Origin of the sequence: Dyella subtropica, assembly GCF_026283965.1 — a bacterium.
Lineage (GTDB): Bacteria > Pseudomonadota > Gammaproteobacteria > Xanthomonadales > Rhodanobacteraceae > Dyella_D > Dyella_D subtropica.
On the sequence record NZ_JAPDPD010000005.1, the window covers coordinates 153,609 to 178,128 of the forward strand.

The window sequence follows — 24,520 nt, forward strand, 5'->3', positions numbered from 1 at the left end:
GTCAGCGCGATCACGCCTGCGCGGTTATGCAAACGGATCATCCAACACAATCGTGTCATCACGATCCGCGCCGGTCGCGACCAGCGCCAGACGGCAGCCGGACAGCTCTTCCACCGCACGCAGGTAGGCACGCGCAGCAGCAGGCAGTTTGTTCCAGTCGCGGATGCCGGCGGTGGACTCGTCCCAGCCCGGGAATTCGAGGTAGACGGGCTTGCACTCGTCCCAGCCGTCCGCGTCGAGCGGAGCGAGTTCGCGACGCTTGCCGCGGTATTCGTAGGCGATGCAGACCTTGATGGTTTGCAGGCCGTCGAGCACGTCGAGCTTGGTGATGGCGAGGCCGTTGATGCCGTTGATCTGCACGGCGCGCTTGAGGGCGACGAGGTCGATCCAGCCGCAGCGGCGCGGGCGGCCGGTGCTGGCACCGAATTCGTTGCCGACTTTGCGCAGGCGCTCGCCCATCTCGTCGTTCAATTCGGTCGGGAACGGGCCGCTGCCGACGCGGGTGGCGTAGGCCTTGCAGATGCCGAGCACGTAGTCGATGTCGTTCGCGCCCACGCCGGTGCCGGCGAGTGCGCCGCCGACGGTGGTGTTGGACGAGGTGACGTACGGGTAGGTGCCGTGGTCGATGTCGAGCAGCGCGCCCTGCGCGCCTTCGAACAGGATGTTGCCGCCGTCGCGACGCACGTCGTGGAGGATGGTGGCGACGTCGTCGACCATCGGACGGATGAATTCGCCGTAGGCGAGCGCGTCGTCCAGCACCTGCTGGTAGTCAACCGGCTCGGCCTTCAGCCACTGGGTGAGGATGAAGTTGTGGTACTCGACGGCGGCTTTGATTTTCTCGGGCAGCTCGTGCGGGTACATGAGGTCGGCGACGCGGATGGAGCGGCGGGCGACCTTGTCTTCATACGCCGGGCCGATGCCGCGGCCGGTGGTGCCGATGGCCGACTTGCCGGCGGCGATTTCGCGCGCCTTATCCACGGCGATGTGGTAAGGCATGATCAGCGGGGTGGCGGGGCTGATCTTGAGGCGTGGGCGCACACTGACGCCGTTCGCTTCCAGTTCTTCGATTTCCTGCTTGAGCGCGGCCGGCGACAGCACCACGCCGTTGCCGATCAGGCACAGCGCGTCGTCGCGCAGGATGCCCGAGGGGATCAGGTGCAGCACGGTCTTCTTGCCCTTGATGACCAGCGTGTGGCCGGCGTTGTGGCCGCCCTGGAAGCGCGCTACGGCGCCTACGCGTTCGGTCAGCAGATCGACGATTTTGCCTTTGCCTTCGTCGCCCCATTGCGCGCCGAGGATTACGACTGACTTGCCCATGATCTTCTCGCTCATTTGACTAGGCCCCATCGGGAGGCCGGAGTGATGTGGAAATGAATTCGTGTGGCAGCGGCGCGTCAATGCACCAGCTGCAGGAACAGCAACCCGGCCACCATGGCCACCGCGCCGAAGATCCGCAGGCGGTTAGGCTCCATCTTCAGCGCCTCGCGCACCATGGTTTGCCAGCTGCGCGGCGCGGCGAAGAGCACCAGCCCTTCGATCACCAGCACCAGACACAAGGCAGCAGCCAGGTCATGCGACATAAAATCAGGCGACATCCATAGTGACTGTTCAGCGCTTGCTGTTGCCGTCGTTGAAGTAACGCAGGAACTCCGAGTCCGACTTGAGCATCAGCACGCCCTTGCCGTCTTCGAACGATTTACGGTACGCGCCCAGGCTTCGATAGAACGCGAAGAACTCCGGGTCCTGCCCATAAGCTTGCGCATAGATGGCGGCAGCCTGCGCGTCACCTTCACCGCGCACTTTGGCGGCGTCGCGCTCGGCGTCGGCGATCAGCACCTGGCGCTGGCGGTCGGCATCGGCCTGGATGGTTTCGGCGGCCTGCTGACCGGTGGAACGCAGTTCGTTGGCCAGTTGCAGGCGCTCGGCACGCATGCGCTTGTAGACGGATTCGCTGACTTCGTCGGGTAGATCGATGCGCTTGATGCGCACGTCGACCACGGCGATGCCCAGGCTCTTGCGAGCGGTAGCGTCGGTCTGCTTGCGCACGCGCTCGGTGATGTCCTTGCGGCCACCGGCGATGAGTTCCTGCAGGGTGCGCGCGTTGAACTCGAAGCGCAGCGCATCTTTCACGATAGGCGTGAGACGGTTGGCGGCCTGCAGTTCGGAACCGGCAGTGGCGCGGTAATACTCGGCGTTGTCGGCGATGCGCCACTTCACATAGAAGTCGACGTTGACGCTCTTCTTCTCGGAGGTGAAGTAGCGCTCGGGCTGCGCCTCCAAGGTAAGGATGCGGTTGTCGAACAGCAGCGCCTGCTGGATCAGCGGCACTTTGAAATGCAGGCCGGGGGTATCACCCGTACGCACGATGCGGCCGAACTGCAGCACTAGAGCACTCTGCCCTTCGTGCACGACGAACATGCTGTTGAAGCCGAGCAGCACGGCCAGTACGACGAAAATGCCCGCGAGGAACTTCATGGCTGCTTCTCCTTGCCCGCGGCCTCGACGTTACCGGCCGACTGCATCACGGTGCCGACACTGGGCAGCTCCTTGACGGCACCGCCAGCGGCACGGTCGAGCGGCAGGTAGATCATGTTGCGACCGTTGGTGCCATCCAGCACCTTGGGATTGTTGGACATCACGTCTTCGACGGTTTCCAACCACAGGCGGCGGCGGGTGACCTCCGGCGCGGCGTGATATTCCTTGAGGATGAGGTTGAAGCGAGCGGCGTCGCCGGTCGCATGCGCCACGCGCTCGGCGCCATAGCCCTGGGCCTGGGCGGCGATGCGCGCTGCTTCGCCGCGGGCGACCGGTACCACCTTGCTGGCGTAGGCGCGGGCATTGTTTTCAGTACCCTGCTTGTCTTCGCGCGCGGCGTTGACGTCGTCGAAGGCGTCCTTCACTTCCTGCGGCGGCGCCACGTTCTGGAAGCTCACGTCGGTGACGGAGAGGCCGGAGTTGTAGCCGTCGAGCGTGGCTTGCAGGATTTCACGCGTCTGCTGCTGCAGGGTGTCGCGCGTAGCGGCGGCAGCCTGGGTGACGGCGACCGGAGCCGCCACGACCGGTGCGGCGGCGGTCGAAGCCGGGGCGGGTGTCGCCACAACCGGCTCCACACCCGGGCTGGTGAGGATGTTGTCCATCACATTGGCACCCACCACCGAACGCACGGCGGCTTCAGCGGCCTGGCGCAAGGTGTCCTCGGGCTGGCCGCTGACGGAGAACAGATACTTGCGGGCATCCGACACCTGGTACTGCACGTTGAAGTCGACCGCGATGATGTTCTCGTCGCTGGTCAACATGCGCACCTTGTCGGAGACCGAGCGGATCTCGGTCGTGCTGACCTTGGAGATGGTCTCGATCGGACGCGGGAGCTTGAAGTGGAAGCCCGGACCCAGCGTGCGCGCGTACTGGCCGAAGCGCAGCACCACGCCAGCCTGGCGGGCATCGACGATGGTGTAGCTGCTGAGCAGCAGCGAAGCCAGCACCAGCGCCACCACGATGGTGAGCAGACCACCGGGGCCACCACCGAGCTTGGCAAAGCGGTTCTGCAACTGCTTGAGCATATCGTCCAGACCCGGCTTGCCGCCGGTCTGCCGATTCTTGCCCCAGGGATCACGCCGCCCGTTACCGGGTTCGTTCCAGGCCATTGTCAGTCTCCTTGAGGCCGCTGGGAGGCCGGCAACATTGGCCGGAAAACACCTTGGTCGGATTGCGACATGGTGACGAGTAGTGAGGTGGCAAGGGTGCCCATTGGCACGGAAGCCGCACAAACAGCGGACATTCTATCAGAGGTGATCGAGGGAGTCGTGCGGCCCTGCCTTTAGGACATCGCCCAATTTGCAGGGGCGCACCCTGTGCGCGACAAACCGGCAGGATTGCCGATTTGCACGGCGAAGCCGCCTGAAGGGCGAGGGTCAGGGATGGCCCGAGTGAAACAGCCCGATAGGGTCGCGCCCTTGCACTTGGAGGACTGGCCCGGCGATGCCGGGCTTTCGCGCACAGGGTGCGCCCCTACGCGTCTTGTTCGATGGGGCCTAGCAGTTCGCGAAGCAGCTCGGCTTCAGCGAGGCTGCCACCACTGAGCGGCGCGATCACGCTGCGGGGTGCGTCGATGCGCAGGCGCCAGCCGTCCTCGTCCACCGCCTCGCTGGCGATGGCTCCGGCAGCCTTGAGCCGAGCATGCAGGCGGCCCGCTGTAAGCGGCAGGTGCAATTCGGATTGCACGCGCTCGCCACCCAGCAGTTCGCCTAGCGCCTGGCGCAATAAATCCAGCCCGACGCCGGTAGCGGCCGATAACCACACCGCGACCGGGCGGCCTTCGGCATTGCGATCAATGCGCGGCTGGGTATCGACCAGGTCGATCTTGTTCATCACACGCAACTGCGGCACGTCGCCAGCGTCGATCTCATCCAGCACCCGGTCGACCACGCGATGCAGGTACTCGCGCTCCTCGTCGGCGGCGTCGCTGATGTGCAGCAGCAGGTCGGCGTCGCGAGCTTCGGCCAGGGTGGCGCGGAAGGCGGCGACCAGGTCGTGCGGCAACTCGCGGATGAAACCCACGGTGTCGGCCAGTACGGCCGGGCCGCAGCTGAGGTCATCGAGCTTGCGCACGGTGGGATCGAGCGTGGCGAACAGCAGGTTGGCGGCGAACACCTCTCCGGAGGTGAGCGCATTGAATAGCGTGGACTTGCCGGCGTTGGTGTAACCCACCAGCGCCACCCGCGGCACGGTGTTGCGCAGGCGCGCGCGACGCTGCTGACCACGCTGCACCTGCACTTTTTCCAGACGCTTGCTGAGCATCTTCACGCGCTCGGCGAGCAGGCGGCGGTCGGTTTCCAACTGGGTTTCGCCCGGACCGCGGTTGCCGATGGCACCGCCGCGCTGGGTGTCCAGATGGGTCCAGCCGCGGACCAGGCGGGTGGCGATGTGCTTGAGCTGGGCCAGCTCCACTTCGAGCTTGCCTTCGTGCGAACGGGCGCGCTGGGCGAAGATGTCCAGGATCAGGCCCGCGCGATCGACCACGCGCACCTTCAGGTGCTTTTCGAGGTTGCGCTCTTGCACTGGCGACAGGGTGTGGTCGACCAACACCAGGTCGGCTTCCAGCGCACGAGCCATTTCGGCCACCTCATCGGCCTTGCCGCTACCGATGTAGTAGCGCGGGTTGGGATCCTCGACGCGGGCGGAGATGCTCCCCAGCACCTCGGCCCCGGCGGATTTCACCAACTCGGCGAATTCTTCGGCGCGACGCGCGGTGTCGCCCTCGCCGCGGGAATGCGGGAGCACGAGTACGGCGCGCTCGCCTTTCTTTTGTCTATCGAACACTGAGCTGGAATGACCTATGCGAAGGGCTCCGGCGTCGAACCGCTGTGCGGCCGAAGCGGAGCGAAAGTGTAGTGGCTACACGCCGGGTCGCAGGGCTTCCGCCCTGCGACCTCTATCACATGGTCATTCCGTGCCCTGAATCAACCTTCTGCGTCGGAAGTGACCGTGGCATCGACGTGCCCATCGTGGCCGTTGCCCATCCGCACGTTGCGGCTTGGCACCACGGTGGAAATGGCGTGTTTGTAAACCATCTGGCTGACCTGGTTGCGCAACAGGACCACGAACTGATCGAAGGACTCGATAGTTCCCTGCAGCTTGATGCCGTTGACCAGATAGATGGCGACCGGGACGCGCTCGCGGCGCAATGCGTTCAAAAATGGATCTTGCAATGACTGCCCTTTGGACATTTTATGTTCTCCCCCTCGCAACGGACGGGCCGGATAAAAGACGCACGCGGCGCCCCGGCCCAAGGTCGATGAATATTAACCACTTTTAAATCGTTGATGAAAGGGCACTAGGCGCCGATGGACGGGGCAGCGAACGGCCTGTGAAGTCGACGCAAAGATCTACTAGCCGGGGCTCCTACCGTGGGTTGCCCAAGAACAGGCTCAAGGCATCCATCGCACGCTCCTCCAGCCAAGGCCGATCCGGGTCCAGCACCCTGGCATCCAGCTCACTGCGCAGCCAGGTGATCTGTCGTTTGGCCAGTTGGCGGGTGGCGAACACACCGCGGTCGCGGAATTCGGATGCGCTGGTCAGACCATCCAGCTGCTCCCAGGCCTGGCGGTAACCTACCGCCCGGATGGCCGGCAAATCGGCGTGCAGGTCGCCCCTTGCACGCAGCTGGCGCACTTCGCCGAGAAAGCCCTGCGCCAGCATGACGTCGAAGCGCTGAGCGATGCGCGCGTGCAGCGGCGCGCGGTCCGCCGGCAACAGCGCTAACTTGAGCACCCGCCAGGGGAAACGCTCGCCGTTGCCGCCCTGCTGCTGTTCGGAGAGCGACCGGCCAGTGAGTTCGATCACCTCCAAAGCGCGCTGGATGCGCTGCGCATCGTTGGGTCCAATGCGAGCGCCAGCCACTGGGTCCCGCTGCCGCAGGCGCTCGTGCATGGTAGGCCAGCCGAGCGTGGCCGCCTCTTCCGTCAGTCGCTGGCGGATGGTGGTGTCAGCTTCGGGCAGACTGGAAAGGCCTTTCTGCAGCGCGCGGAAATACAGACCTGTGCCGCCGACCAGCAGCGGCACCCTGCCCCGTGCGGTGATGGCCTTCATGGCCGCCCATGCGTCGGCGCGAAAGTCAGCCGCCGAATACGGCTCGGAGGGATCGCGGATGTCGATGAGCGCATGCGGGTAACGCGTCAAGGTCGCCGCGTCGGGCTTGGCCGTGCCGATATCCATGCCGCGGTAGACCAGCGCGGAGTCCACGCTGACCAGCTCTACGGGAAAGCGTTCGCTCAACGCGCAGGCAAGTGCGGTCTTGCCCGAAGCGGTGGGCCCCATGAGAAAGATGGCGAGTGGGCGCTGGTCGGCAGGCATCGCGAAATTGTAGGTGCGTCGACCACTTCGCAGCCAGGAAAAAGCCCGCTCCCTTGCGACGGATGCTCGCCGCGTCGCTGCGCTTGAGGCCGGGCAGCCGCACAAACTTGCGACCATAGTGCGAGGCACCCCATGCGGCAACGCTGCACTGCACGAAGGCGATGAACCGGGCAGCCCCTCTATAATTGCCGTTTCCCCGCCCGCTCTACGGGCCAGCCGATGGATGTCCCATGTCGCAGACGATGAAAGCCCTGGTCAAGCGCAAGCCCGAACAGGGCATCTGGATGGAAGAAGTGCCCATGCCGGAGGTCGGCCCCAACGAGGTGCTGATCAAGATGGAGAAGACCGCGATCTGCGGCACCGACCTGCATATCTATAAGTGGGACGAATGGAGCCAGCGCACCATCAAGCCCGGCCTGACCATCGGCCATGAATTCGTCGGCCGCATCGTGGAGATCGGCCCGGGCGTGACCGGCTATAAGATCGGCGACCGCGTATCGGCGGAAGGCCATATCGTGTGCGGCCACTGCCGCAACTGCCGCGCCGGTCGCCAGCATCTGTGCCCGAACACCATTGGTATCGGCGTGAACCGCAACGGCGCATTCGCCGAGTACATGACCATGCCGGCCTCCAACCTGTGGCCGATCCCGGACCAGATTCCGTCCGAGTTGGCCGCGTTCTTCGACCCGTACGGCAACGCAGCGCATTGCGCGCTGGAGTTCGACCTGATCGGCGAAGACGTTCTCATCACCGGCGCCGGCCCGATCGGCATCATCGCCGCCGGCATCGCCAAGCATGTAGGCGCGCGCAACGTGGTGGTGACTGACGTCAACGACTACCGCCTCAAGCTCGCTGCCGATATGGGCGCCACGCGCGTGGTGAACGTGTCCAACCAATCGCTGAAGGACGTGGTGAAGGACCTGCACATCGAAGGCTTCGACGTAGGCCTGGAGATGAGCGGCAACCCGCGCGCCTTCAACGACATGCTCGAGTGCATGTACCACGGCGGCAAGATCGCCCTGCTCGGCATCCTGCCCAAGGGCGCCGGCATCGACTGGGACAAGGTGATCTTCAAGGGCCTCACCCTGCAAGGCATCTACGGCCGCCGCATGTACGAGACCTGGTACAAGATGACCCAGATGGTGCTCACCGGCTTTCCGCTGCAGAAGGTGTTGACCCATCAGATTCACATCGACGATTTCCAGAAAGGTTTCGACCTGATGGATGCCGGCCATTGCGGCAAGGTCGTCTGCTCCTGGCTGTGACCGCGACCTGAAGCGAACGATGACTCCCTCGTCAAATGGCGCAGGGAGTCATGCAGAAAAGTCTCACGCACGAGTAAACTCGCTCCCGCGACCGGCAAACAGGTCAAGTTAGGGAGTGTGTGGCTGGTGTAGCCGCATGCCGTCGGGTCGCAACATCGACGGAGCATCACCTGCATGGCAGACACACGTCCCCCGGGCCGTTCCCGGCTGGCCGCCGGACGCGAACGTGCGCTCAAGGTCTATCGCTCGCATCGCGTACGCAAGGCGCTGCTGATCCTGGCCATGGTGTTGGTGGTTTTCGGCGTGTTCGGCTTCTTCGCCGCCCCGTCGATCATCAAGGGCCAGGTCGAATCGCGTGCCAGCGCGGCGCTGGGTCGCCCGGTGACCTTGGGCAAGGTGCACCTCAATCCCTACACGCTCCGGCTGGATGTGGATCAGCTGCACATCGGCGAGCGCGACGGAAAGTCGCCCTTCGTTGACGTCGATCGATTGACCGTCCGCACTTCGTGGACGTCTTTGTTCCGCCTGGCGCCGGTGCTGGGCGAGCTGGCGCTGCAGCACCCGCAGATCCACATCACGCGAACGGCGGAGCATCAGTTCAACTTCTCCGACCTGATCGATCGCTTCGCCTCCAAGCCAGCAGAGCCGAACGCACCGCCGGCCCGTTTCGCCATCTCCAACATCAGCGTGCACAACGGCGACATCCAGTTCGACGACCAGGTGCTGAAGGCTCATGACCGGATCGAGCAGTTGGAAGTCGGCATACCGTTCATCGCTAATCTGCCCAGCGCGACCGACGTTTTTGTGCAGCCGCTGCTGGCCATGCGCGTGGATGGCAGCTCCGTGCGTATCGACGGCCAGACCAAGCCGTTCGCGAATACACATGAGTCCACCATCGACTTTCAGCTCGATCGCTTCGACCTGCCGCGCTATCTGAGCTATGTACCCAAACCGTTGCCGGTAGCGATTCCGCAGGGCCTGCTGAGCGGCAAGCTGGTACTGCATTTCGTGCAGACGCAGCCGACACCGCAACTGCAGCTCACGGGCAACCTGCAACTGAACGATTTCACGCTCAACAGCAGTCACGGCGAAGCCATCGCCAAGCTGACGCAGGGATCGGCTGAGCTCGTTGACGTGCAGCCGCTGATATCGCGTTACCACCTGGGTGCAATGAAGCTGGACGGCGCGCAGGTCTATTACACGCAAAGCGCCGGGGGCCACAGCAACTTCGACACCTTGACCAGCCCCCCTGCTCCGGGCGAAGCGGAAAAGAAGGCGCCGCCTACGGACCTGCGCATGGCCTCGATGGCATTGACCAGCAGCGCCATCCACTACACCGACGCCGACCAGAACAAGCTCGACCTCGCCAACCTGCACGGCAACCTGCAAGGCCTGAGCATGCTGGCTGCGCCTCCGGCCAAGCTCGAACTTGGCGGTCAACTGTTTGGCGGCGACATCAGTGCCAAAGGTTCGCTGGATCTGGCTGCGGCAAAGCTCAGTGCGGCGCTCGGGCTAAAACAAGTCGACATGGTGCCATTGCAGGCGATGGCAGGCTCGACCATGGCTGCGCGCGCGGCCAAGGGCAAGCTCGATGCCACGGGTCAGCTGCAGCTCGATTGGGGCAAGACCGTCAACGTGCACCTGGCGCCCGCCCATGCCGCCGTCACCGATTTTGCGTTGGAGCCGCCGGCCAAAGGCCAGAGCGCACCCGTGGCCTGGGACAAGTTGGAAGCCGACATTACCCAGATCGATCTGGCCAGTCGCCAAGCGCAGCTGGCGAGTCTGGTGGCAACCGGCATGCAGCTGGACGTGCAACGCAACGCCAACAACACCATCAGCTTGACCACGTTGTTCGCACCACCCAAGGGCGCACCACGCGCAGTCGCCACCAAGGCCGACAGCGGTCCGGCGTGGCAGTGGAGCATCGGTCATCTTGGCATCGAGAACGGCGCTGTCCGCTTTACGGACCACGCAGTGGGTGGCGACAAGCCTGCGCAGGGCGCTGTCCAATCGCTCAACGGCGGCATCGAGAACCTCAGCGACAAATTCAACCAGCCGCGCGACCTCAAGCTGGAAGGCAGCATCGGCAAGGGCAGTTTCTCGACCGCCGGCAAAGTACAGCTGATGCCCGCAACGGCCGATCTGGATCTGACGACCAAGCAGCTGGACATCGCGACGTTCGCGCCCTACATCAGCGTGCCACTGAACGTGGTCATCTCCAGCGCCCGCATGAGCAGCAAGGGCAAGCTGCACTACGACGGTCGCGGCGCGCAGCCCAAGATGGCCTATAAGGGTGACGCCTCGCTTGAGCGAGTGCGCGTGCAGGACAAGCTCACTGGCGACGACTTCATGCGCTGGAGTTCGCTGACCGGCAACAATCTCGACGTGACTTACGGCTCCGGCGCACCGCGCATGCACGTGGGCAGCCTGGTGCTGAACGCGTTCTACGCCCGCATGATCATCAACGCGAACGGCCGCGTGAACCTGGCCGATGTGGTGGCCAAGGAAGAGACGGCCCCCGTCTCGGTGACCCGCGCGGACAAGAACGTGCCGGCTGCACCCGAGCCGCAAAAGCCCGCGCCCGCGGCCACCGCGGCCACAACACCTGCGACGCCTGCGGCACCCGCCGCGGATGTTCTCATCGGCCAGATCACTCTGGTGAACGGCCAGCTCAACTACACCGACAATTTCATCAAGCCCAATTACACCGCCAACCTGACCAAGCTCACCGGCAAGATCGGCGCGTTCGGTACAGCCGAAGGCGGCCCGCCGGCCGACCTGGTGGTCCAGGCCCAGCTGGATGACAACTCGCCGGTCGACATCGGCGGCACCATCAATCCGCTGGCACCGGTCGCCTTCCTCGACATCAAGGGCAAGGCAAACGAGGTCGAACTGACCCGGCTCAGCGCGTATTCCAGCAAATACACCGGCTACCCGATCACCCAGGGCAAGTTGACGGTCGATGTGCACTACTTGCTTGACCAGCGCAAGCTCAACGCCGACAACCACATCTTCATCACCCAGCTCACCTTTGGTGATCGCATGGAGAGCCCCGGCATCTCTCACCTGCCAGTGAAGTTGGCGGTGGCCCTGCTCAAGGACACCGAGGGCAATATCGATGTGAATCTGCCGGTTTCGGGCTCACTGGACGACCCGCAGTTCAGCATGGGCGGCCTGATCTGGCGCGCCATAGGCAACCTCATCGCCAAGGCTGCCACGGCACCGTTCCGACTGCTCGGTGCGGCTTTTGGCGGCGGCAATCACGAAGACCTGGGCTATGTGGAATTCGATCCGGGCTCGGCCGTGCTGAATGCGGCGGCGAAGGAACGGTTGAGCAAGATCGTCGGCGTACTCAACCAGAAGCAGGCACTGAGCCTGGACATCATCGGCCGTGAGGACCCTTCCCTGGACGAGAAGGGGCTGCGCCAAGTGACCGTGGACGACATGGTGCGCAAGGAGAAAGCAGTCGACCAATCCGGCAAGAACGCCGATACCTCCGAGGCGGCATTGGCCGAGTTGTCGATTACCCCGGATGAGTACGATCACTTCCTCGCGCGCGCCTATAAGCACGCCGATATCGACAAGCCGCGCAACGCCATCGGCCTGAAGAAATCGCTGGAACCGGACGAGATGCGCAGCCTGCTGGAGACGAACGTGAAGGCCGACGACCAGGCCATGCGCGACCTGGCGCAACGTCGCGCTGCGGCTGTGCAGACCTGGCTCAAGGGGAAGATCGACGACAAACGCGTGTCGTTGAAGGCCCCCAAGCTCACGGCTGAAGGAATCGACGATAAGGGCAAGACGACGCGGGTGGATTTCGGATTGCATTGAGGGGCGCGCAAGGGCTCACCCCTCCCCCCCCACACCAGGCGGTTTTCCAACCGCCCCCAAAGGCTCACAATCAGCATCTTTCCCCCAGGGCTGATCTCCATGAGCTACTCCGCCAAGGCACGCTACGCCGCCGAACTCGAATCCATCCGCGAGCAGGGCCTGTTTAAGGCCGAGCGCATCATCACCTCGCCGCAGTCGGCGGAGATCGAGCTCGAAGGCGGGCGCAAGGTGCTCAACTTCTGCGCCAACAACTACCTTGGCCTGGCCGATCATCCCGAGGTGATCCAGGCGGCGAAGGATGCGCTGGACAGTCATGGCTTCGGCATGGCCTCGGTGCGCTTCATCTGCGGCACGCAGGATCTGCACAAGCAACTCGAAAAGAAGATCGCCGAGTTCTTCGGCACCGAGGACAGCATCCTCTACGCCGCCTGCTTCGACGCGAACGGTGGCCTCTACGAGCCGCTGCTGGGCGAAGAGGATGCGGTCATCTCTGATGCGCTCAACCACGCTTCGATCATCGACGGCATCCGCCTGTGCAAGGCCAAGCGCTTCCGCTACGCCAACTGCGATATGGCGGATCTGGAGAAGCAATTGCAGGATGCCGACGCCGCCGGTGCGCGCACCAAGCTGATCACCTCCGACGGCGCGTTCTCGATGGACGGCTTTATCGCACCGCTGGATCAGATCACCGCGCTCGCGAAAAAGTACAACGCGATGGTGCACATCGACGAATGCCATTGCACCGGCTTCCTCGGTGAGCACGGCCGCGGTTCGGCCGAGGTCAACGGCGTGATGGACAAGATCGACATCTTCACCGGCACGCTGGGCAAAGCTCTGGGCGGCGCACTGGGCGGCTTCACGACGGGTCGCACCGAGGTGATCGAGATGCTGCGTCAGCGTTCGCGTCCGTACCTGTTCTCCAACTCGTTGCCGCCGCACGTCGTGGCAGCGGCGATCAAGGTGTTCGACATGCTCGCCAGCGCCGGTGATTTGCGCGAGCGTGTACAGGAGAACACGCGCTACTTCCGCGAACAGATGACCAAGGCCGGCTTCGACATCAAGCCAGGCGTGCACCCGATCGTGCCGGTGATGGTGTACGACGCGAAGAAGGCGCAGGCCATGGCGACCGCCCTGCTCGACGAGGGCATCTACGTCACCGGTTTCTTCTACCCCGTAGTGCCGCAGGGCCAGGCGCGTATCCGTACGCAGATGAGCGCCGCGCATACGCGTGAGCACCTGGATCATGCCATCGCTGCATTCACCAAGGTAGGGCGTGCGCTGGGTGTGATCGGCGGCTGAGCAAGGCTTATGGCAGGTTGCTGAGTTCGGCTCGGTAGCGCCAGCTATCCGTATTCGAGACCTGTGCCGCGTCGGCGAAGTCGAGCAACGCGACTTCGTCGTTAGCCAGCAAGTCGACAACCGATCGGTTGAAGCGGTCGTAGCTGGCCCAGTTCTCGCGCGCCACCATCCGCATGTATTGCGGTGTGTTGCCGCAGGCGACGAGTCGATACCAGATCACTTACGGCGAAAACGATTCGTGTCTTCACCACCTGGTTCATCCAAGTGCTTGGCAGAAGCCTGGGACGGCTCAACACGGTGGCGCATTTCGAGGAATTGGAAGAAGTGCTGGATTGGGTGGCCGCTGACAGGGGCAATTCCATCGTGCCGGCGGCGTGCGCTGTGGATCACGAGCAGCGAGGCGAAATCGTCGCCATACGCAAGCCGGGCATCACCTGCCAGAACACCATATATGCCGTGCTGGATTCGGAGCGCTGCCATCCCGCCGTGGAACGCACCTTGGCGGCAGTGAAAACTCGGACGTCTATTTGCGACTGAGGCGCGCCACTTCGTCCGGTCGAAGGTGTCGCCATTGCCCCTTCGCCAGATCGCCCAGCTTGAAGTCGCCGATGGCTACGCGAATCAGCCGTAGCACACCGATATCGTGAGCGGCCAGCAGGCGCCGAATGTGCCGGTTGCGACCTTCGTCGAGCACGATTTCCAGCCAGGCATTTTTCTCGCCGCTACGCAGTAAGGTCACCTGTTTGGCGGCCAATCGCTCGCCTTCGTCCACGGTGCTCTGAATCAGGCGAGCTAGCGTGGTCTGGTCCGGAATGGCGTCGATCTGGACGTGATAGGTCTTGTCCACGTGATGTCGCGGCTCGGTCAGGTGTGCCGCCCACACGCTGTCGTTGCTAAGCAGCAGCAGGCCTTCGCTAGCCTTATCCAGCCGCCCCACTGGGCCCAGCCAGGGCAAACCGGCCTCCGCAAGCAGGTCATACACCGTATCCCTGCCGCGCTCGTCAGCGGCGCTGACCACGATGCCGCGAGGCTTGTTCAATGCCACGTAGACACGCTGAGCTACACCCACCACCTCACCGTCCAGCAGGATGCGCTGTTTTGCCGGATCGGCCGGGCGCTCGGGATCGAGCACGACGCGCCCATCCACACTCACCCTGCCCTCGCGCACCGCCTTCTCGGCCTGGCTGCGCGAGCACACGCCCAGCTTGCTGAGCACGCGGGCGAGACCGTGCCGCGGCGCAGCAGAAGCGGTCGAACGTGGACGGAACGAACTCATTCCCAACGGCCTTTCTCGATCCTTATGTTCTACATCGTGCCCGATCTGCGTATCGCAGCGGCAACACAAAAGAAAAGCCCGGCTTTCGCCGGGCTTTTCGGGACGACCTTGCGGTCGATTACTGCTGGACCTGCAGCTCGGTGCGACGGTTGCGGGCTTTGCCGGCTTCCGTGTCGTTGCTATCGATCGGATCGCTCTTGCCGTGGCCGATCGGACCTTCCAGGCGGCTGGCAGCCACACCGTGGGAGGTCAGGTAGTCGAACACGATCGAAGCGCGACGCTCGGACAGGCTCTGGTTGTAGGCATCCTTACCGACCGAGTCGGTGTAGCCGGCCACCATGGCCTTGACCTGCGGGTAGCGGTTCAGGGTGTCGACGGCCTGGTCGAGAATGGCGATCGAGTCGGCGGACGGCTCAGCCAGCGCCTTCTTGATGTCCTTCTCGCCCTTCTTCGGACGGTCGAACTTGAAGTTCACGCCGCGCAGGTCGATGACCACCTTCGCCACGCAACCATCCGGACCGACGATGGTGCCTTCCGGCAGATCCGGGCACTTGTTGTCGCACAGGTTCACGCCGTTGCGGAACTGCTTGGAGCAGTCCGGAGCAACCGGGGCGACCGGAGCAACCACTGCCGGGGCAGCGGCGGCCGGCGCGCCGAAGCGCGAGACCACGCTGAAGCCCAGGAACCAATCGCCGTAGCCGTTCTTCTTCGGCTGGCTCTTGTCGTCCCAGTCGTAGCGGTAACCGGCTTCAGCACGGATGTCCGAGCTGTCGGTGATCGACTTGGACACGCCCGCGCCCAGCTCGGCAGCCGGTGCCCAGCCGTTGTTGAAGCGGTTCTTGTGGTAGCTGCCCATCACGCCGGCCAGCAGATACGGACGCCATGCGTCCGCCGCGCCGAAGTAGTAACGAGCGGTCACACCGAAATTGTTGCTCGCCCAGTTGCCGCCACCGATCTTCTTATCGATGTCGCGCTTGGTGCGATCGACGAACAGGTCGATCGAGGTATTCGGGGCAATGAAACGACCCACGCCCAGACCGTAGTAAACCTGACGGCTGTTGGTGTTGCGGTCGGTATCGTTGTAGTAACCACCCACGGTCGGCGCAATGTACCAGCGACCGTCGTAGCTCGGCGTGGTCGCACCGGCAGCGTTGTCCTGCGCGTGAACGGCACCTACGCCGCCCAGGGCCAGGGCGACTAGAAAATACAAGCCCTTACGATTCATCAGGTGTCTCCTCGTTTATTGGTTTTCGCGTCCGTTCCACCCCAGACGGAAATCGCGCGTCAGAACTTCAGGGTTCGACATCCAGGGACTTTCAATGTCCCTTGCTTGGCGTTCCTAACAGCAAGCGGCGCAGAGTGTAGCAAAATCGTTAAGTGATACCCACATCCCTGAACATACATACATGACAGCTTAAGCTTTCGGTGGGTTCTCGTTCAGCCAAACGGGGCCAAAAACGTCGAGACGACACTCGCCAGAAACGACGTAATTCATTGTCACAAAAGAAAAGCCCGGCTTTTGCCGGGCTTTTCAGGACGACTTTCCAGTCGGTTACTGCTGGACCTGCAGCTCGGTGCGACGGTTGCGGGCGCGGCCGGCATCCGTGTCGTTGCTGTCGATCGGATCGCCCTTGCCATGACCGATCGGGCCTTCCAGGCGGCTGGCAGCCACCCCGTGGGAGGTCAGGTAGTCGTACACGATCGAAGCGCGGCGCTCCGACAGACTCTGGTTGTACGCGTCCTTACCCACCGAGTCGGTGTAGCCGGCCACGAGCACCTTCACCTGCGGATAACGCTGCAGGGTATCGACGGCCTGATCCAGCACCGCGATCGAGTCGGCGCTCGGCTCAGCCAGGGCCTTCTTGATGTCCTTCTCGCCCTTCTTCGGACGGTCGAACTTGAAGTTCACGCCGCGCAGGTCGATCACCACCTTCTGCGGGCAGCCGTCCGGACCGACGATGGTGCCTTCCGGCAGATCCGGGCACTTGTTGTCGCACAGGTTCACGCCGTTGCGGAACTGCTTGGAGCAGTCGGGCGCTGCGGGCGGCGGAGCCGCCGCCACTGGAGCAGCGGCCGGTGCTCCGAAGCGCGAGACCACGCTGAAGCCCAGGAACCAGTCGCCATAACCGTTCTTTTTCGGCTGGGTCTTGTCATCCCAGTCGTAGCGGTAGCCAGCCTCGGCGCGAAAATCCGTGCTATCGGTGATGGTTTTGGAGATACCAACCCCACCCTCCGCCGCCGGCGCCCAGTCGTTGTCGACACGATTGTGGTGGTAGCTGCCCATGACGCCGCCTAGCAGATACGGGCGCCATGAGTCCCATGCGCCGAAGTAGTAGCGCGCGGCGACGCCATAGCTGTTGTTTGACCAAGTGCCGCCACCGACCTTCCTATCGATATCGCGTTTGGTGCGATCGATAAACAGGTCGACCGAGAGGTTCGGCGCGAAGAATCGGCCCACACCCAGGCCGTAGTAAACCTGACGGCTGTTGGTGTTGCGATCGGTATCGTTGTAGTAGCCGCCCACGGTGGGCGCGATGTACCAGCGTCCGTCGTAGGTAGGCGTTGCCGCGCTGGAGGTGCCGTCTTGCGCATGAGCGGCACTTACACCGCCCAGGGCCAACGCGATCAGGAAGTACAAACCCTTACGTTTCATCAGGTGTCTCCTCGTATATTGGTTTTCGCGTCCGTTCCACCCCAGACGGGAGCAATCACGCCGCAGAACCCGTCATGAGTCCGGGCCGAAAATCGGCCTTGAAGCTTGAAGCTAGACCACCCGAAACGGGCGCGAAGAGTTTAGCAAAAAATAAACAATCGCCATGGCACTCGGAACGCCCGTTCATTCTCAGCTCACGCCGTCTTTACAACGTGAAGAGACCCAGGAATTGTTGTACTGGCATGGCATCGAGCCTGGCGGTGTCCGCCGTGGCGTCGAGGATCGCGTTGACTTGATGTGACGGCAGATGCCCACGCATGGCCCCTTCGAACTTTTTCAGCAGAACCGGGATGCCTTCGGCACGGCGCTTGCGGTGGCCGATCGGAAAATCGATCGAAACCTTCTCGGTGCTGCTGCCGTCCTTGAAAAACACCTGTACCGAGTTGCCGATATAGCGCTTTTCAGGATCGAAATAATCCTTGGTGAATTGCGGATTCTCGCTAACCACCATTTTGTCGCGCAGTACATCGATACGCGGGTCGGCGGCCACGTCGTCGTTATAGTCGTCGGCCGTGAGACGGCCAAAAATCAGCGGCACCGCCACCATGTACTGGATGCAGTGATCGCGATCGGCGTAATTCGCCAGCGGGCCGGTCTTGTCGATGATGCGCGCGCCCGCTTCCTGGGTCTCGATCACCACCTTATCGATCTGGTCGACCTTACCGGCCACCTGGCTGTGCAGCTGCATGGCGCACTCCACCGCGGTCTGCGCGTGGAACTCGGCCGGGAAGCTGATCTTGAACAGCACGTTCTCCATCACATAACTGCCGAACGGGCGCTCGAACTCGAACGCCTTGCCCTTGAAGGCCACGTCGTAATAACCCCAGGTCTTGGCCGACAGCGCCGACGGATAGCCCACCACTCCGCGGTACACAGCGTTGATGGCATGAGTCACCGCACGACGGCAAGCATCGCCGGCCGCCCAGCTCTTGCGCGGGCCCGTGTTCGGCGCGTGGCGATAGGTGCGCAGCGCACCATTGTCGATCCAGCTGTGCGACACGGCCGTGGTGATCTGCTCCTTGTTGCCGCCCAGCATCGCGGTGGCGACGGCAGTGGACGCCAGACGCACCAGAATCACGTGATCTTGACCCACGCGGTTGAAGCTGTTGAGCAGCGCGTAGCAACCCTGGATCTCATGCGCCTTGATGGCATAGGTCAGCACGTCGCGCACGGTCAGCGCCTTGCCGCCTTTGCGCTCGGCCTTGCGGCTGAGGTAATCGGCCACCGACAGGATCGCACCGAGGTTGTCCGACGGATGGCCCCACTCGGCGGCCAGCCAGGTGTCGTTGAAGTCCAGCCAGCGGATCTGCGTGCCGATGGAGAACGCGGCCTGCACCGGATCCAACTCATGACTGGTCCCCGGCACGCGAGCGCCGCCCGGCAGATTCGCGCCCGGCACAACCGGGCCCAGGTGCTTCACGCACTCGGGAAACTTCATCGCCATCATCGCGGTGGCGAGGGAGTCCAGCAGCATGTAGCGCGCGGTGTCGTACGCCTCGGTCGAATCGATCTTGCAATCGGTGACGTAATTAGCGATGTCGACCATCGGCTGATCGGGGTCTGGACGCTTGGCGGAGCGGATGTCATGCGTACTCATGAGGCTCGTCTCCTGGCAACAGGGAAACCGCCATTGCGTCGCGGAGGCTTAACCCTTTCGGTTGACGCAACCTTTGTCGAGCTTACTCCGCAGGCACACGCACCCAGCCTTCCATCAGCACACGCGCGCTTCGGCTCATGACCGCCTTGGTGACGGTCCACGTGCCGTCAACCAGCGCCGCCTCAGCGCCCACCCGCAACGTCCCCGACGGATGGCCAAAGCGCACAGCCTGGCGCTCACCACCGCCTGCTGCGCTGTTCACCAGCGTGCCTGGAATGGCCGCCGCGGTGCCTATGGCTACCGCCGCTGTACCCATCATGGCGTGATGCAGCTTGCCCATCGACATCGCGCGCACGAGCAGGTCGACGTCGCCCGCCGTCACGGGCTTGCCACTCGACGCGACGTAGTCGGCCGACCTGGCGACGAAGGCCACCTTGGGCGTGTGCTGGCGTGTGGCGATCTCGTCGAGCGAGCCGATCAGGCCCATGCGCAGCGCGCCGTGCGCGCGAATGGTCTCGAACATCGCCAGCGCCTTGGCATCGCTGTTGATGGCGTCCTGCAGCTCCGTCCCGGTGTAGCCGATCGCGGAGGCCTCGACAAAGATCGTGGGGATGCCGGCGTTGATCATGGTGGCCTTGAGCGTGCCGACACCCGGCACCTCCAGATCGTCGACGAGGTGCCCGGTGGGAAACATGGCCCCACCCGCGCCATCTTCCTCCGCGGCCGGATCCATGAACTCCAGTTGCACTTCGGCGGCCGGGAAAGTCACGCCGTCCAGCTCGAAATCACCGGCTTCCTGCACCGCGCCATCGGTCATCGGCACATGGGCAATGATTGTCTTGCCGATGTTGGCCTGCCAGATACGTACGGTGGCGATGCCGTCGCGCGGTACGCGCGCGGGATCGACCAGGCCACCCGCGATGGCGAACGGGCCGACCGCCGCCGACAGGTTGCCGCAGTTGCCGCTCCAGTCGACGAAGGCCTTGTCGATGGCCACCTGGCCGAACAGGTAATCCACGTCATGGCCTGGTCGGCTGCTTCTGGACACGATCACCGTCTTGCTGGTGCTGGACGTGGCGCCGCCCATGCCGTCGATCTGCTTGCCGTAGGGATCGGGACTGCCGATCACGCGCTGCAGCAGCGCGTCGCGCGCGGCACCCGGCACCTGCGCTGCTTCGGGCAGGTCCTGCAGGCGGAAGAACACGCCCTTGCTGGTGCCGCCGCGCAGGTAGGTGGCGGGAATGCGGATCTGGGGAAGCTGTGCCATGTGTGTGTTGTCCTGTGGTGACGGGACTTCGCTCGCGTCGCACGCGAGCGAAGTCACCAACCGCAGGACGATGCCGCGTGGCATGTACCTGCGGATCAGCGCGTGGTCAGGCCGCCTGCGAAGCCTCGAGGAAATCCTGCGCAAAGCGCTGCAGCACGCCGCCAGCTTCGTAGATCGACACTTCTTCAGCGGTATCCAGGCGGCACGTCACCGGCACCTCGACGCACTCGCCGCTCTTACGATGAATGACCAGCGTGAGGTCCGCGCGCGGCGTGCGCACGCCAACCACGTCGAAGGTCTCGGTGCCGTCGATGCCCAGCGTCTTACGATCGGTGCCGGGCATGAACTCCAGCGGCAGCACGCCCATGCCGATCAGGTTGGTGCGGTGGATGCGCTCGAAGCCTTCGGCCGCGATCGCTTCCACGCCCGCAAGGCGTACACCCTTCGCCGCCCAGTCGCGCGACGAGCCCTGGCCGTAGTCGGCACCGGCGATCACGATCAGCGGCTGCTTGCGGTCCATGTAGGTCTCGATCGCTTCCCACATGCGCATGACCTTGCCTTCCGGCTCCACGCGGGCAAGCGAACCCTTCCTCACTTCGCCATCGACCACGGCCATCTCGTTGAGCAGAGTGGGGTTGGCGAAAGTCGCGCGCTGCGCAGTGAGGTGATCGCCGCGATGGGTCGCGTACGAATTGAAGTCCTCTTCCGGCAAGCCCATCTTCGCCAGGTATTCTCCGGCCGCGCTGTCGAGCATGATCGCGTTCGACGGCGACAGGTGGTCGGTGGTGATGTTGTCGCCGAGCACCGCCAGCGGACGCATGCCCTTGAGCGTGCGCTCGCCGGCGAGCGCGCCTTCCCAGTACGGCGGACGGCGGATATAGGTGCTCTGCGGGCGCCAGTCGTACAGCGGCGCGGCGCTGGTGCCGGTGTGGCCGGTGCGCGCGAACATCGGCTCGTAGACCTTGCGGAAATGCTCCGGCTTCACGCTGGAGGACACGATCGCGTCGATCTCCTCGTCGCTGGGCCAGATGTCCTTGAGCGTCACCGGTTGGCCGTTGGCGTCGACGCCGAGCACGTCCTTCTCGATGTCGAAGCGGATGGTGCCGGCGATGGCGTAGGCCACCACCAGCGGCGGCGAGGCCAGGAAGGCCTGCTTGGCATACGGGTGGATGCGGCCATCAAAGTTGCGGTTACCGGACAGCACGGCGGTGGCGTACAGGTCGCGGTCGATGATCTCCTGCTGGATCGCCGGATCGAGCGCGCCGGACATGCCGTTGCAGGTGGTGCAGGCGAACGCGACGATGCCGAAGCCGAGCTTCTCCAGATCCGGCAGCAGGTTCGCCTCCTTCAGGTACAACTCCACCGCCTTGGAACCGGGTGCGAGCGAGCTCTTCACCCACGGCTTGCGCGTGAGACCACGTGCGTTAGCGTTGCGCGCCAGCAAGGCCGCCGCGATCACGTTGCGCGGGTTGCTGGTGTTGGTGCAACTGGTGATGGCGGCGATGACCACAGCGCCATCGGGCATCTGGCCCGGCTGCTCTTTCCACTCGCCCGCGATGCCGCGCGCGGCGAGATCAGAGGTGGGCAGGCGCTTGTGCGGGTTGGACGGGCCCGCCATGTTGCGCACCACCGAGGACAGGTCGAACGTCAGCGTGCGTTCGTACTGCGCATGCGCCAGCGTGTCGGCCCACAGGCCGGCGGCCTTGGCATAGGTCTCCACCAGCTTGACCTGCTCGTCGCTGCGGCCGGTGAGGCGCAGGTAGTCGATGGTCTGGCCGTCGATGAAGAACATCGCGGCGGTGGCGCCGTATTCGGGCGCCATGTTGGAGATGGTGGCGCGATCGCCCAGCGTGAGGCTGGCTGCGCCTTCGCCGCGGAACTCCAGGTACGCGCCGACCACCTTTTCCTTGCGCAGGAATTCGGTGAGGGCAAGCACGATGTCGGTGGCAGTGATGCCGGACTGGCGCTTGCCAGTAAGCTCCACACCAATGATGTCGGGCAGGCGCATCCACGAGGCGCGGCCGAGCATCACGTTCTCGGCCTCCAGGCCGCCCACGCCGATGGCGATGACGCCGAGCGCATCCACGTGCGGCGTATGGCTGTCGGTGCCCACGCAGGTATCGGGATAAGCCACGCCGTCCTGCACCTGGATCACCGGCGACATCTTCTCCAGGTTGATCTGATGCATGATGCCGTTACCCGGCGGGATCACGTCGACGTTCTCGAACGCCTTCTTGGTCCACTCGATGAAGTGGAAGCGGTCCTCGTTGCGGCGATCTTCGATGGCGCGGTTCTTCGCGAACGCGTTCGGATCGAAGCCACCGCACTCCACCGCCAGCGAGTGATCGACGATCAACTGCACCGGCACCACCGGGTTCACCTTGGCCGGGTCACCGCCACGCTCGGCAATCGCATCGCGCAGGCCGGCCAGGTCGACCAATGCCGTCTGGCCGAGGATGTCATGGCACACCACGCGCGCCGGGAACCACGGGAAATCGCGCTCGCGCTTGCGCTCGATGATCTGCTTGAGCGACTCGGTGAGGATCGCCGGATCACAACGGCGCACCAGGTTCTCGGCAAGCACTCGCGAGGTATAGGGCAGCGCGTCATAGGCGCCCGGCTGGATCGCCTCCACGGCGGCACGCGCATCGAAATAATCCAGCGACGTGCCGGGGAGGGATTGGCGGTAGACGGTATTCATAGTATCGAGAACCCTGGAGATAAACGCCTGACTTAGCGCAGGCCGGGACCCAGCCTGCGCTCTCCACCCGGCGGCCGCACATTTCGTTGCAAAACCGCGACATTGTAGCGAGGAAAAGCCATTTCCTTAAGGGCTTTGGCTTGACTGGTATGCATGACGGCATCGACAATGGCCGGAACTAATCCCAAAGGGGAGTAGTTCCGGACGCCTCCTCATCAGCCGTCCGTGCAGTGGTCGTCATCACGAGCGGAGCACCGCTCCGGTCACTGCAGCGGTTCTGCCGCGAACGAGACTTTTGCGGTAACAACGGGGCTGCGTGCACCCGCGGTTGCTGCATTCGTCCCGCGCGCAGGAACCGAACCATATGGATTTCCTCACCCCCGAATTTCTCTCCGGCCTGATGGCCATCGTTCTGCTGGATCTGGTGCTGGCGGGCGACAACGCCATCGTCATCGCCCTTGCCGCGCGCAACCTGCCCAAGCATCTGCAAAGAAAAGCAGTGTTCTGGGGCAGCTTTGGCGCAGTGGCGATACGCGTCGCGCTGACCGCCGTGGTGGTCTACCTGCTCAAATTGCCGGGCCTTATGCTGGCCGGCGGCTTGCTGCTGCTGCCGATCGCATGGAAGCTGTTGCGCACCGATGACGGTGACCGACACAACGTCAGTGCCGCCGCCGGCTTCTGGGCAGCCATACGCACCATCGTGGTCGCGGACGCACTGATGGGCCTGGACAACGTGCTGGCCATCGCCGGCGCCTCGGGCGGCCACATGACCCTGGTGATCATCGGCCTGGCGATCAGCGTGCCGCTGGTCGTGTGGGGCTCCACCCTGATCTTGAAGCTGATCGAACGCTTCCCCATCGTCGTCTACATCGGCGCCGGCGCCATCGCCTGGACGGCGGCACGCATGATCGCGCACGACCACCTGCTGTCGGCCTGGTTCGATGCCCGCAGCTGGTCCCGCTATACGCTCGACGGCCTGCTGGTGGTAACCATCTGCGGCAGTGGCTGGCTCGCACAGCGACGACGCCAGCGCCTCGCCAGCGCGGCTTGAGGTGAACGAGGCGGCCCGCCACACTGCGCGCCGCCCTACTCCGCAAAGAGACCCCCATGAAGCTCTACTACCTGCCCGGCGCCTGCTCGCTCACCGACCACATCGTGCTCGAGTGGATCGGCCAGCCTTATGAGGCCCATCAGGTCGCGCGCGACCAGCTCCGCTCGCCGGAATATCTGAAGATCAGTCCGGGCGGCATGGTGCCGGCGTTGCAGGAAGACGACGGCTGGCTGCTCACGGAGAACGTGGCCATCCTGAGCTACCTCGCTGAGCGTTTCCCCGAAGCCAGGCTGGGCGGCGAAGGCCCGCGCGGCCGTGCCGATGTGCTGCGCTGGCTGTGCTTTCTCAACTCCGACGTGCATCCGGCGTTCAAGCCATTGTTCGGCCCGGCGCGTTTCGTGGGCGACGAAGCGGTGCATCCCGAACTGATGACCAACGCGCGCAATCGTCTGCGCGGCTTGTTCGAACGGCTCGATGCGCAGCTCGTCGGCCGCGACTGGCTGACCGGCACGCGCTCGATCGCCGACCCCTACCTGTTCGTCGTGCTGCGCTGGGCCAGGGCCAAGGGCGTGGCCCTGAGCGGCCTCGACCAACTGGAGCGATTCTCTCAGCGCATGCTGGAAGATGCCGGTGTGCAGGCGGCCATGAAGGCCGAGGGCTTGTAAGAG

General features: G+C 64.0%; 20 protein-coding genes. 6 read left to right on the forward strand and 14 right to left on the reverse strand.

What is annotated here, in order from left to right; translation table 11 throughout:
- Positions 1 to 24: 24 nt before the first annotated feature.
- The 7 genes from OUZ45_RS06030 to miaA form a co-directional block, all read right to left on the reverse strand.
- Positions 25 to 1,317, reverse strand: coding sequence for an adenylosuccinate synthase (locus tag OUZ45_RS06030; RefSeq protein WP_266169095.1), 1,293 nt, complete (start codon positions 1,315 to 1,317; stop codon positions 25 to 27).
- Between the two features lie 77 nt (positions 1,318 to 1,394).
- Entirely contained in the window at positions 1,395 to 1,595 is a 201-nt protein-coding gene (locus OUZ45_RS06035) for a DUF2065 domain-containing protein (protein WP_266169034.1), read from the reverse strand.
- 13 nt (positions 1,596 to 1,608) lie between these two features.
- The gene (gene hflC / locus OUZ45_RS06040) at positions 1,609 to 2,475 is read right to left on the reverse strand and encodes a protease modulator HflC (RefSeq protein WP_266169035.1); all 867 of its coding nucleotides are present in this window, start codon (positions 2,473 to 2,475) and stop codon (positions 1,609 to 1,611) included.
- Positions 2,472 to 3,644, reverse strand: coding sequence for an FtsH protease activity modulator HflK (gene hflK, locus OUZ45_RS06045; RefSeq protein WP_266169036.1), 1,173 nt, complete (start codon positions 3,642 to 3,644; stop codon positions 2,472 to 2,474). Before hflK ends, hflC begins: the two co-directional genes overlap by 4 nt.
- Positions 3,645 to 4,008: 364 nt before the next feature.
- The gene (gene hflX / locus OUZ45_RS06050; protein ID WP_266169037.1) at positions 4,009 to 5,319 is read right to left on the reverse strand and encodes a ribosome rescue GTPase HflX; all 1,311 of its coding nucleotides are present in this window, start codon (positions 5,317 to 5,319) and stop codon (positions 4,009 to 4,011) included.
- Between the two features lie 140 nt (positions 5,320 to 5,459).
- A complete protein-coding gene (gene hfq, locus OUZ45_RS06055; RefSeq protein ID WP_266169038.1) occupies positions 5,460 to 5,726 on the reverse strand; it encodes an RNA chaperone Hfq in 267 nt (88 codons plus the stop codon).
- Positions 5,727 to 5,901: 175 nt separating this feature from the next.
- Complete coding sequence (gene miaA / locus OUZ45_RS06060; RefSeq protein WP_266169039.1) at positions 5,902 to 6,852, reverse strand: tRNA (adenosine(37)-N6)-dimethylallyltransferase MiaA; 951 nt, start codon at positions 6,850 to 6,852, stop codon at positions 5,902 to 5,904.
- A 230-nt stretch (positions 6,853 to 7,082) separates the two neighbouring features.
- Here miaA and tdh point away from each other — a divergent pair, with 230 nt between their 5' ends.
- The 3 genes from tdh (at position 7,083) to kbl (ending at position 13,247) form a co-directional block, all read left to right on the forward strand.
- Positions 7,083 to 8,117, forward strand: coding sequence for an L-threonine 3-dehydrogenase (tdh, locus tag OUZ45_RS06065; RefSeq protein WP_266169040.1), 1,035 nt, complete (start codon positions 7,083 to 7,085; stop codon positions 8,115 to 8,117).
- Between the two features lie 174 nt (positions 8,118 to 8,291).
- Positions 8,292 to 11,948 carry a DUF748 domain-containing protein gene (locus tag OUZ45_RS06070; protein ID WP_266169041.1) on the forward strand — a complete coding sequence of 1,219 codons (3,657 nt, stop codon included), beginning with the start codon at positions 8,292 to 8,294 and terminating at the stop codon, positions 11,946 to 11,948.
- Between the two features lie 99 nt (positions 11,949 to 12,047).
- Positions 12,048 to 13,247: a glycine C-acetyltransferase gene (gene kbl / locus OUZ45_RS06075; protein ID WP_266169042.1), complete on the forward strand. Its 1,200-nt coding sequence runs from the start codon at positions 12,048 to 12,050 to the stop codon at positions 13,245 to 13,247.
- A 7-nt stretch (positions 13,248 to 13,254) separates the two neighbouring features.
- Here the strand turns inward: kbl and OUZ45_RS06080 are convergent, their stop codons facing one another.
- The gene (locus tag OUZ45_RS06080) at positions 13,255 to 13,467 is read right to left on the reverse strand and encodes a hypothetical protein (protein ID WP_266169043.1); all 213 of its coding nucleotides are present in this window, start codon (positions 13,465 to 13,467) and stop codon (positions 13,255 to 13,257) included.
- Between OUZ45_RS06080 and OUZ45_RS06085 the strand changes: the two genes are divergently transcribed.
- The gene (locus OUZ45_RS06085) at positions 13,431 to 13,784 is read left to right on the forward strand and encodes a LysR substrate-binding domain-containing protein (RefSeq protein WP_323137524.1); all 354 of its coding nucleotides are present in this window, start codon (positions 13,431 to 13,433) and stop codon (positions 13,782 to 13,784) included. The genes OUZ45_RS06080 and OUZ45_RS06085 overlap by 37 nt on opposite strands.
- Here OUZ45_RS06085 and OUZ45_RS06090 read toward each other — a convergent pair.
- The 6 genes from OUZ45_RS06090 to acnD form a co-directional block, all read right to left on the reverse strand.
- Positions 13,771 to 14,523, reverse strand: a complete 753-nt coding sequence (locus tag OUZ45_RS06090) for a pseudouridine synthase (RefSeq protein WP_266169045.1) — start codon at positions 14,521 to 14,523, stop codon at positions 13,771 to 13,773. The two genes, OUZ45_RS06085 and OUZ45_RS06090, sit on opposite strands and share 14 nt — an antisense overlap.
- Positions 14,524 to 14,641: 118 nt before the next feature.
- On the reverse strand, positions 14,642 to 15,748 hold the full coding sequence (locus OUZ45_RS06095; RefSeq protein ID WP_266169046.1) for an OmpA family protein: 1,107 nt from the start codon (positions 15,746 to 15,748) through the stop codon (positions 14,642 to 14,644).
- A gap of 327 nt (positions 15,749 to 16,075) precedes the next feature.
- Positions 16,076 to 17,176 (reverse strand): OmpA family protein, encoded by a 1,101-nt coding sequence (locus OUZ45_RS06100; RefSeq protein ID WP_266169047.1) that lies wholly within the window; start codon positions 17,174 to 17,176, stop codon positions 16,076 to 16,078.
- A 205-nt stretch (positions 17,177 to 17,381) separates the two neighbouring features.
- Entirely contained in the window at positions 17,382 to 18,833 is a 1,452-nt protein-coding gene (locus OUZ45_RS06105; protein WP_266169048.1) for a bifunctional 2-methylcitrate dehydratase/aconitate hydratase, read from the reverse strand.
- An 82-nt stretch (positions 18,834 to 18,915) separates the two neighbouring features.
- Positions 18,916 to 20,100, reverse strand: coding sequence for a 2-methylaconitate cis-trans isomerase PrpF (gene prpF, locus OUZ45_RS06110; protein ID WP_266169049.1), 1,185 nt, complete (start codon positions 20,098 to 20,100; stop codon positions 18,916 to 18,918).
- A gap of 106 nt (positions 20,101 to 20,206) precedes the next feature.
- A complete protein-coding gene (acnD, locus tag OUZ45_RS06115; RefSeq protein WP_266169050.1) occupies positions 20,207 to 22,801 on the reverse strand; it encodes a Fe/S-dependent 2-methylisocitrate dehydratase AcnD in 2,595 nt (864 codons plus the stop codon).
- Positions 22,802 to 23,165: 364 nt separating this feature from the next.
- Here acnD and OUZ45_RS06120 point away from each other — a divergent pair, with 364 nt between their 5' ends.
- Both OUZ45_RS06120 and OUZ45_RS06125 read left to right on the forward strand, forming a co-directional pair.
- The gene (locus OUZ45_RS06120; RefSeq protein ID WP_266169051.1) at positions 23,166 to 23,852 is read left to right on the forward strand and encodes a TerC family protein; all 687 of its coding nucleotides are present in this window, start codon (positions 23,166 to 23,168) and stop codon (positions 23,850 to 23,852) included.
- Between the two features lie 56 nt (positions 23,853 to 23,908).
- Positions 23,909 to 24,517, forward strand: a complete 609-nt coding sequence (locus tag OUZ45_RS06125) for a glutathione S-transferase N-terminal domain-containing protein (RefSeq protein ID WP_266169052.1) — start codon at positions 23,909 to 23,911, stop codon at positions 24,515 to 24,517.
- Positions 24,518 to 24,520: the final 3 nt, after the last annotated feature.

Excerpts from the sequence above, each read along its gene's own strand:
- miaA (WP_266169039.1), bottom strand. The coding sequence starts at position 6,852 with ATGCCTGCCGACCAGCGCCCACTCGCCATCTTTCTCATGGGGCCCACC.
- OUZ45_RS06035 (WP_266169034.1), bottom strand. The coding sequence starts at position 1,595 with ATGTCGCCTGATTTTATGTCGCATGACCTGGCTGCTGCCTTGTGTCTG.
- acnD (WP_266169050.1), bottom strand. The coding sequence starts at position 22,801 with ATGAATACCGTCTACCGCCAATCCCTCCCCGGCACGTCGCTGGATTAT.
- OUZ45_RS06090 (WP_266169045.1), bottom strand. The coding sequence starts at position 14,523 with ATGAGTTCGTTCCGTCCACGTTCGACCGCTTCTGCTGCGCCGCGGCAC.
- hflC (WP_266169035.1), bottom strand. The coding sequence starts at position 2,475 with ATGAAGTTCCTCGCGGGCATTTTCGTCGTACTGGCCGTGCTGCTCGGC.
- OUZ45_RS06070 (WP_266169041.1), top strand. The coding sequence starts at position 8,292 with ATGGCAGACACACGTCCCCCGGGCCGTTCCCGGCTGGCCGCCGGACGC.
- OUZ45_RS06030 (WP_266169095.1), bottom strand. The coding sequence starts at position 1,317 with ATGGGCAAGTCAGTCGTAATCCTCGGCGCGCAATGGGGCGACGAAGGC.
- OUZ45_RS06120 (WP_266169051.1), top strand. The coding sequence starts at position 23,166 with ATGGATTTCCTCACCCCCGAATTTCTCTCCGGCCTGATGGCCATCGTT.
- OUZ45_RS06105 (WP_266169048.1), bottom strand. The coding sequence starts at position 18,833 with ATGAGTACGCATGACATCCGCTCCGCCAAGCGTCCAGACCCCGATCAG.
- hflK (WP_266169036.1), bottom strand. The coding sequence starts at position 3,644 with ATGGCCTGGAACGAACCCGGTAACGGGCGGCGTGATCCCTGGGGCAAG.
- prpF (WP_266169049.1), bottom strand. The coding sequence starts at position 20,100 with ATGGCACAGCTTCCCCAGATCCGCATTCCCGCCACCTACCTGCGCGGC.
- OUZ45_RS06125 (WP_266169052.1), top strand. The coding sequence starts at position 23,909 with ATGAAGCTCTACTACCTGCCCGGCGCCTGCTCGCTCACCGACCACATC.
- kbl (WP_266169042.1), top strand. The coding sequence starts at position 12,048 with ATGAGCTACTCCGCCAAGGCACGCTACGCCGCCGAACTCGAATCCATC.
- OUZ45_RS06100 (WP_266169047.1), bottom strand. The coding sequence starts at position 17,176 with ATGAAACGTAAGGGTTTGTACTTCCTGATCGCGTTGGCCCTGGGCGGT.
- tdh (WP_266169040.1), top strand. The coding sequence starts at position 7,083 with ATGTCGCAGACGATGAAAGCCCTGGTCAAGCGCAAGCCCGAACAGGGC.
- OUZ45_RS06095 (WP_266169046.1), bottom strand. The coding sequence starts at position 15,748 with ATGAATCGTAAGGGCTTGTATTTTCTAGTCGCCCTGGCCCTGGGCGGC.
- hfq (WP_266169038.1), bottom strand. The coding sequence starts at position 5,726 with ATGTCCAAAGGGCAGTCATTGCAAGATCCATTTTTGAACGCATTGCGC.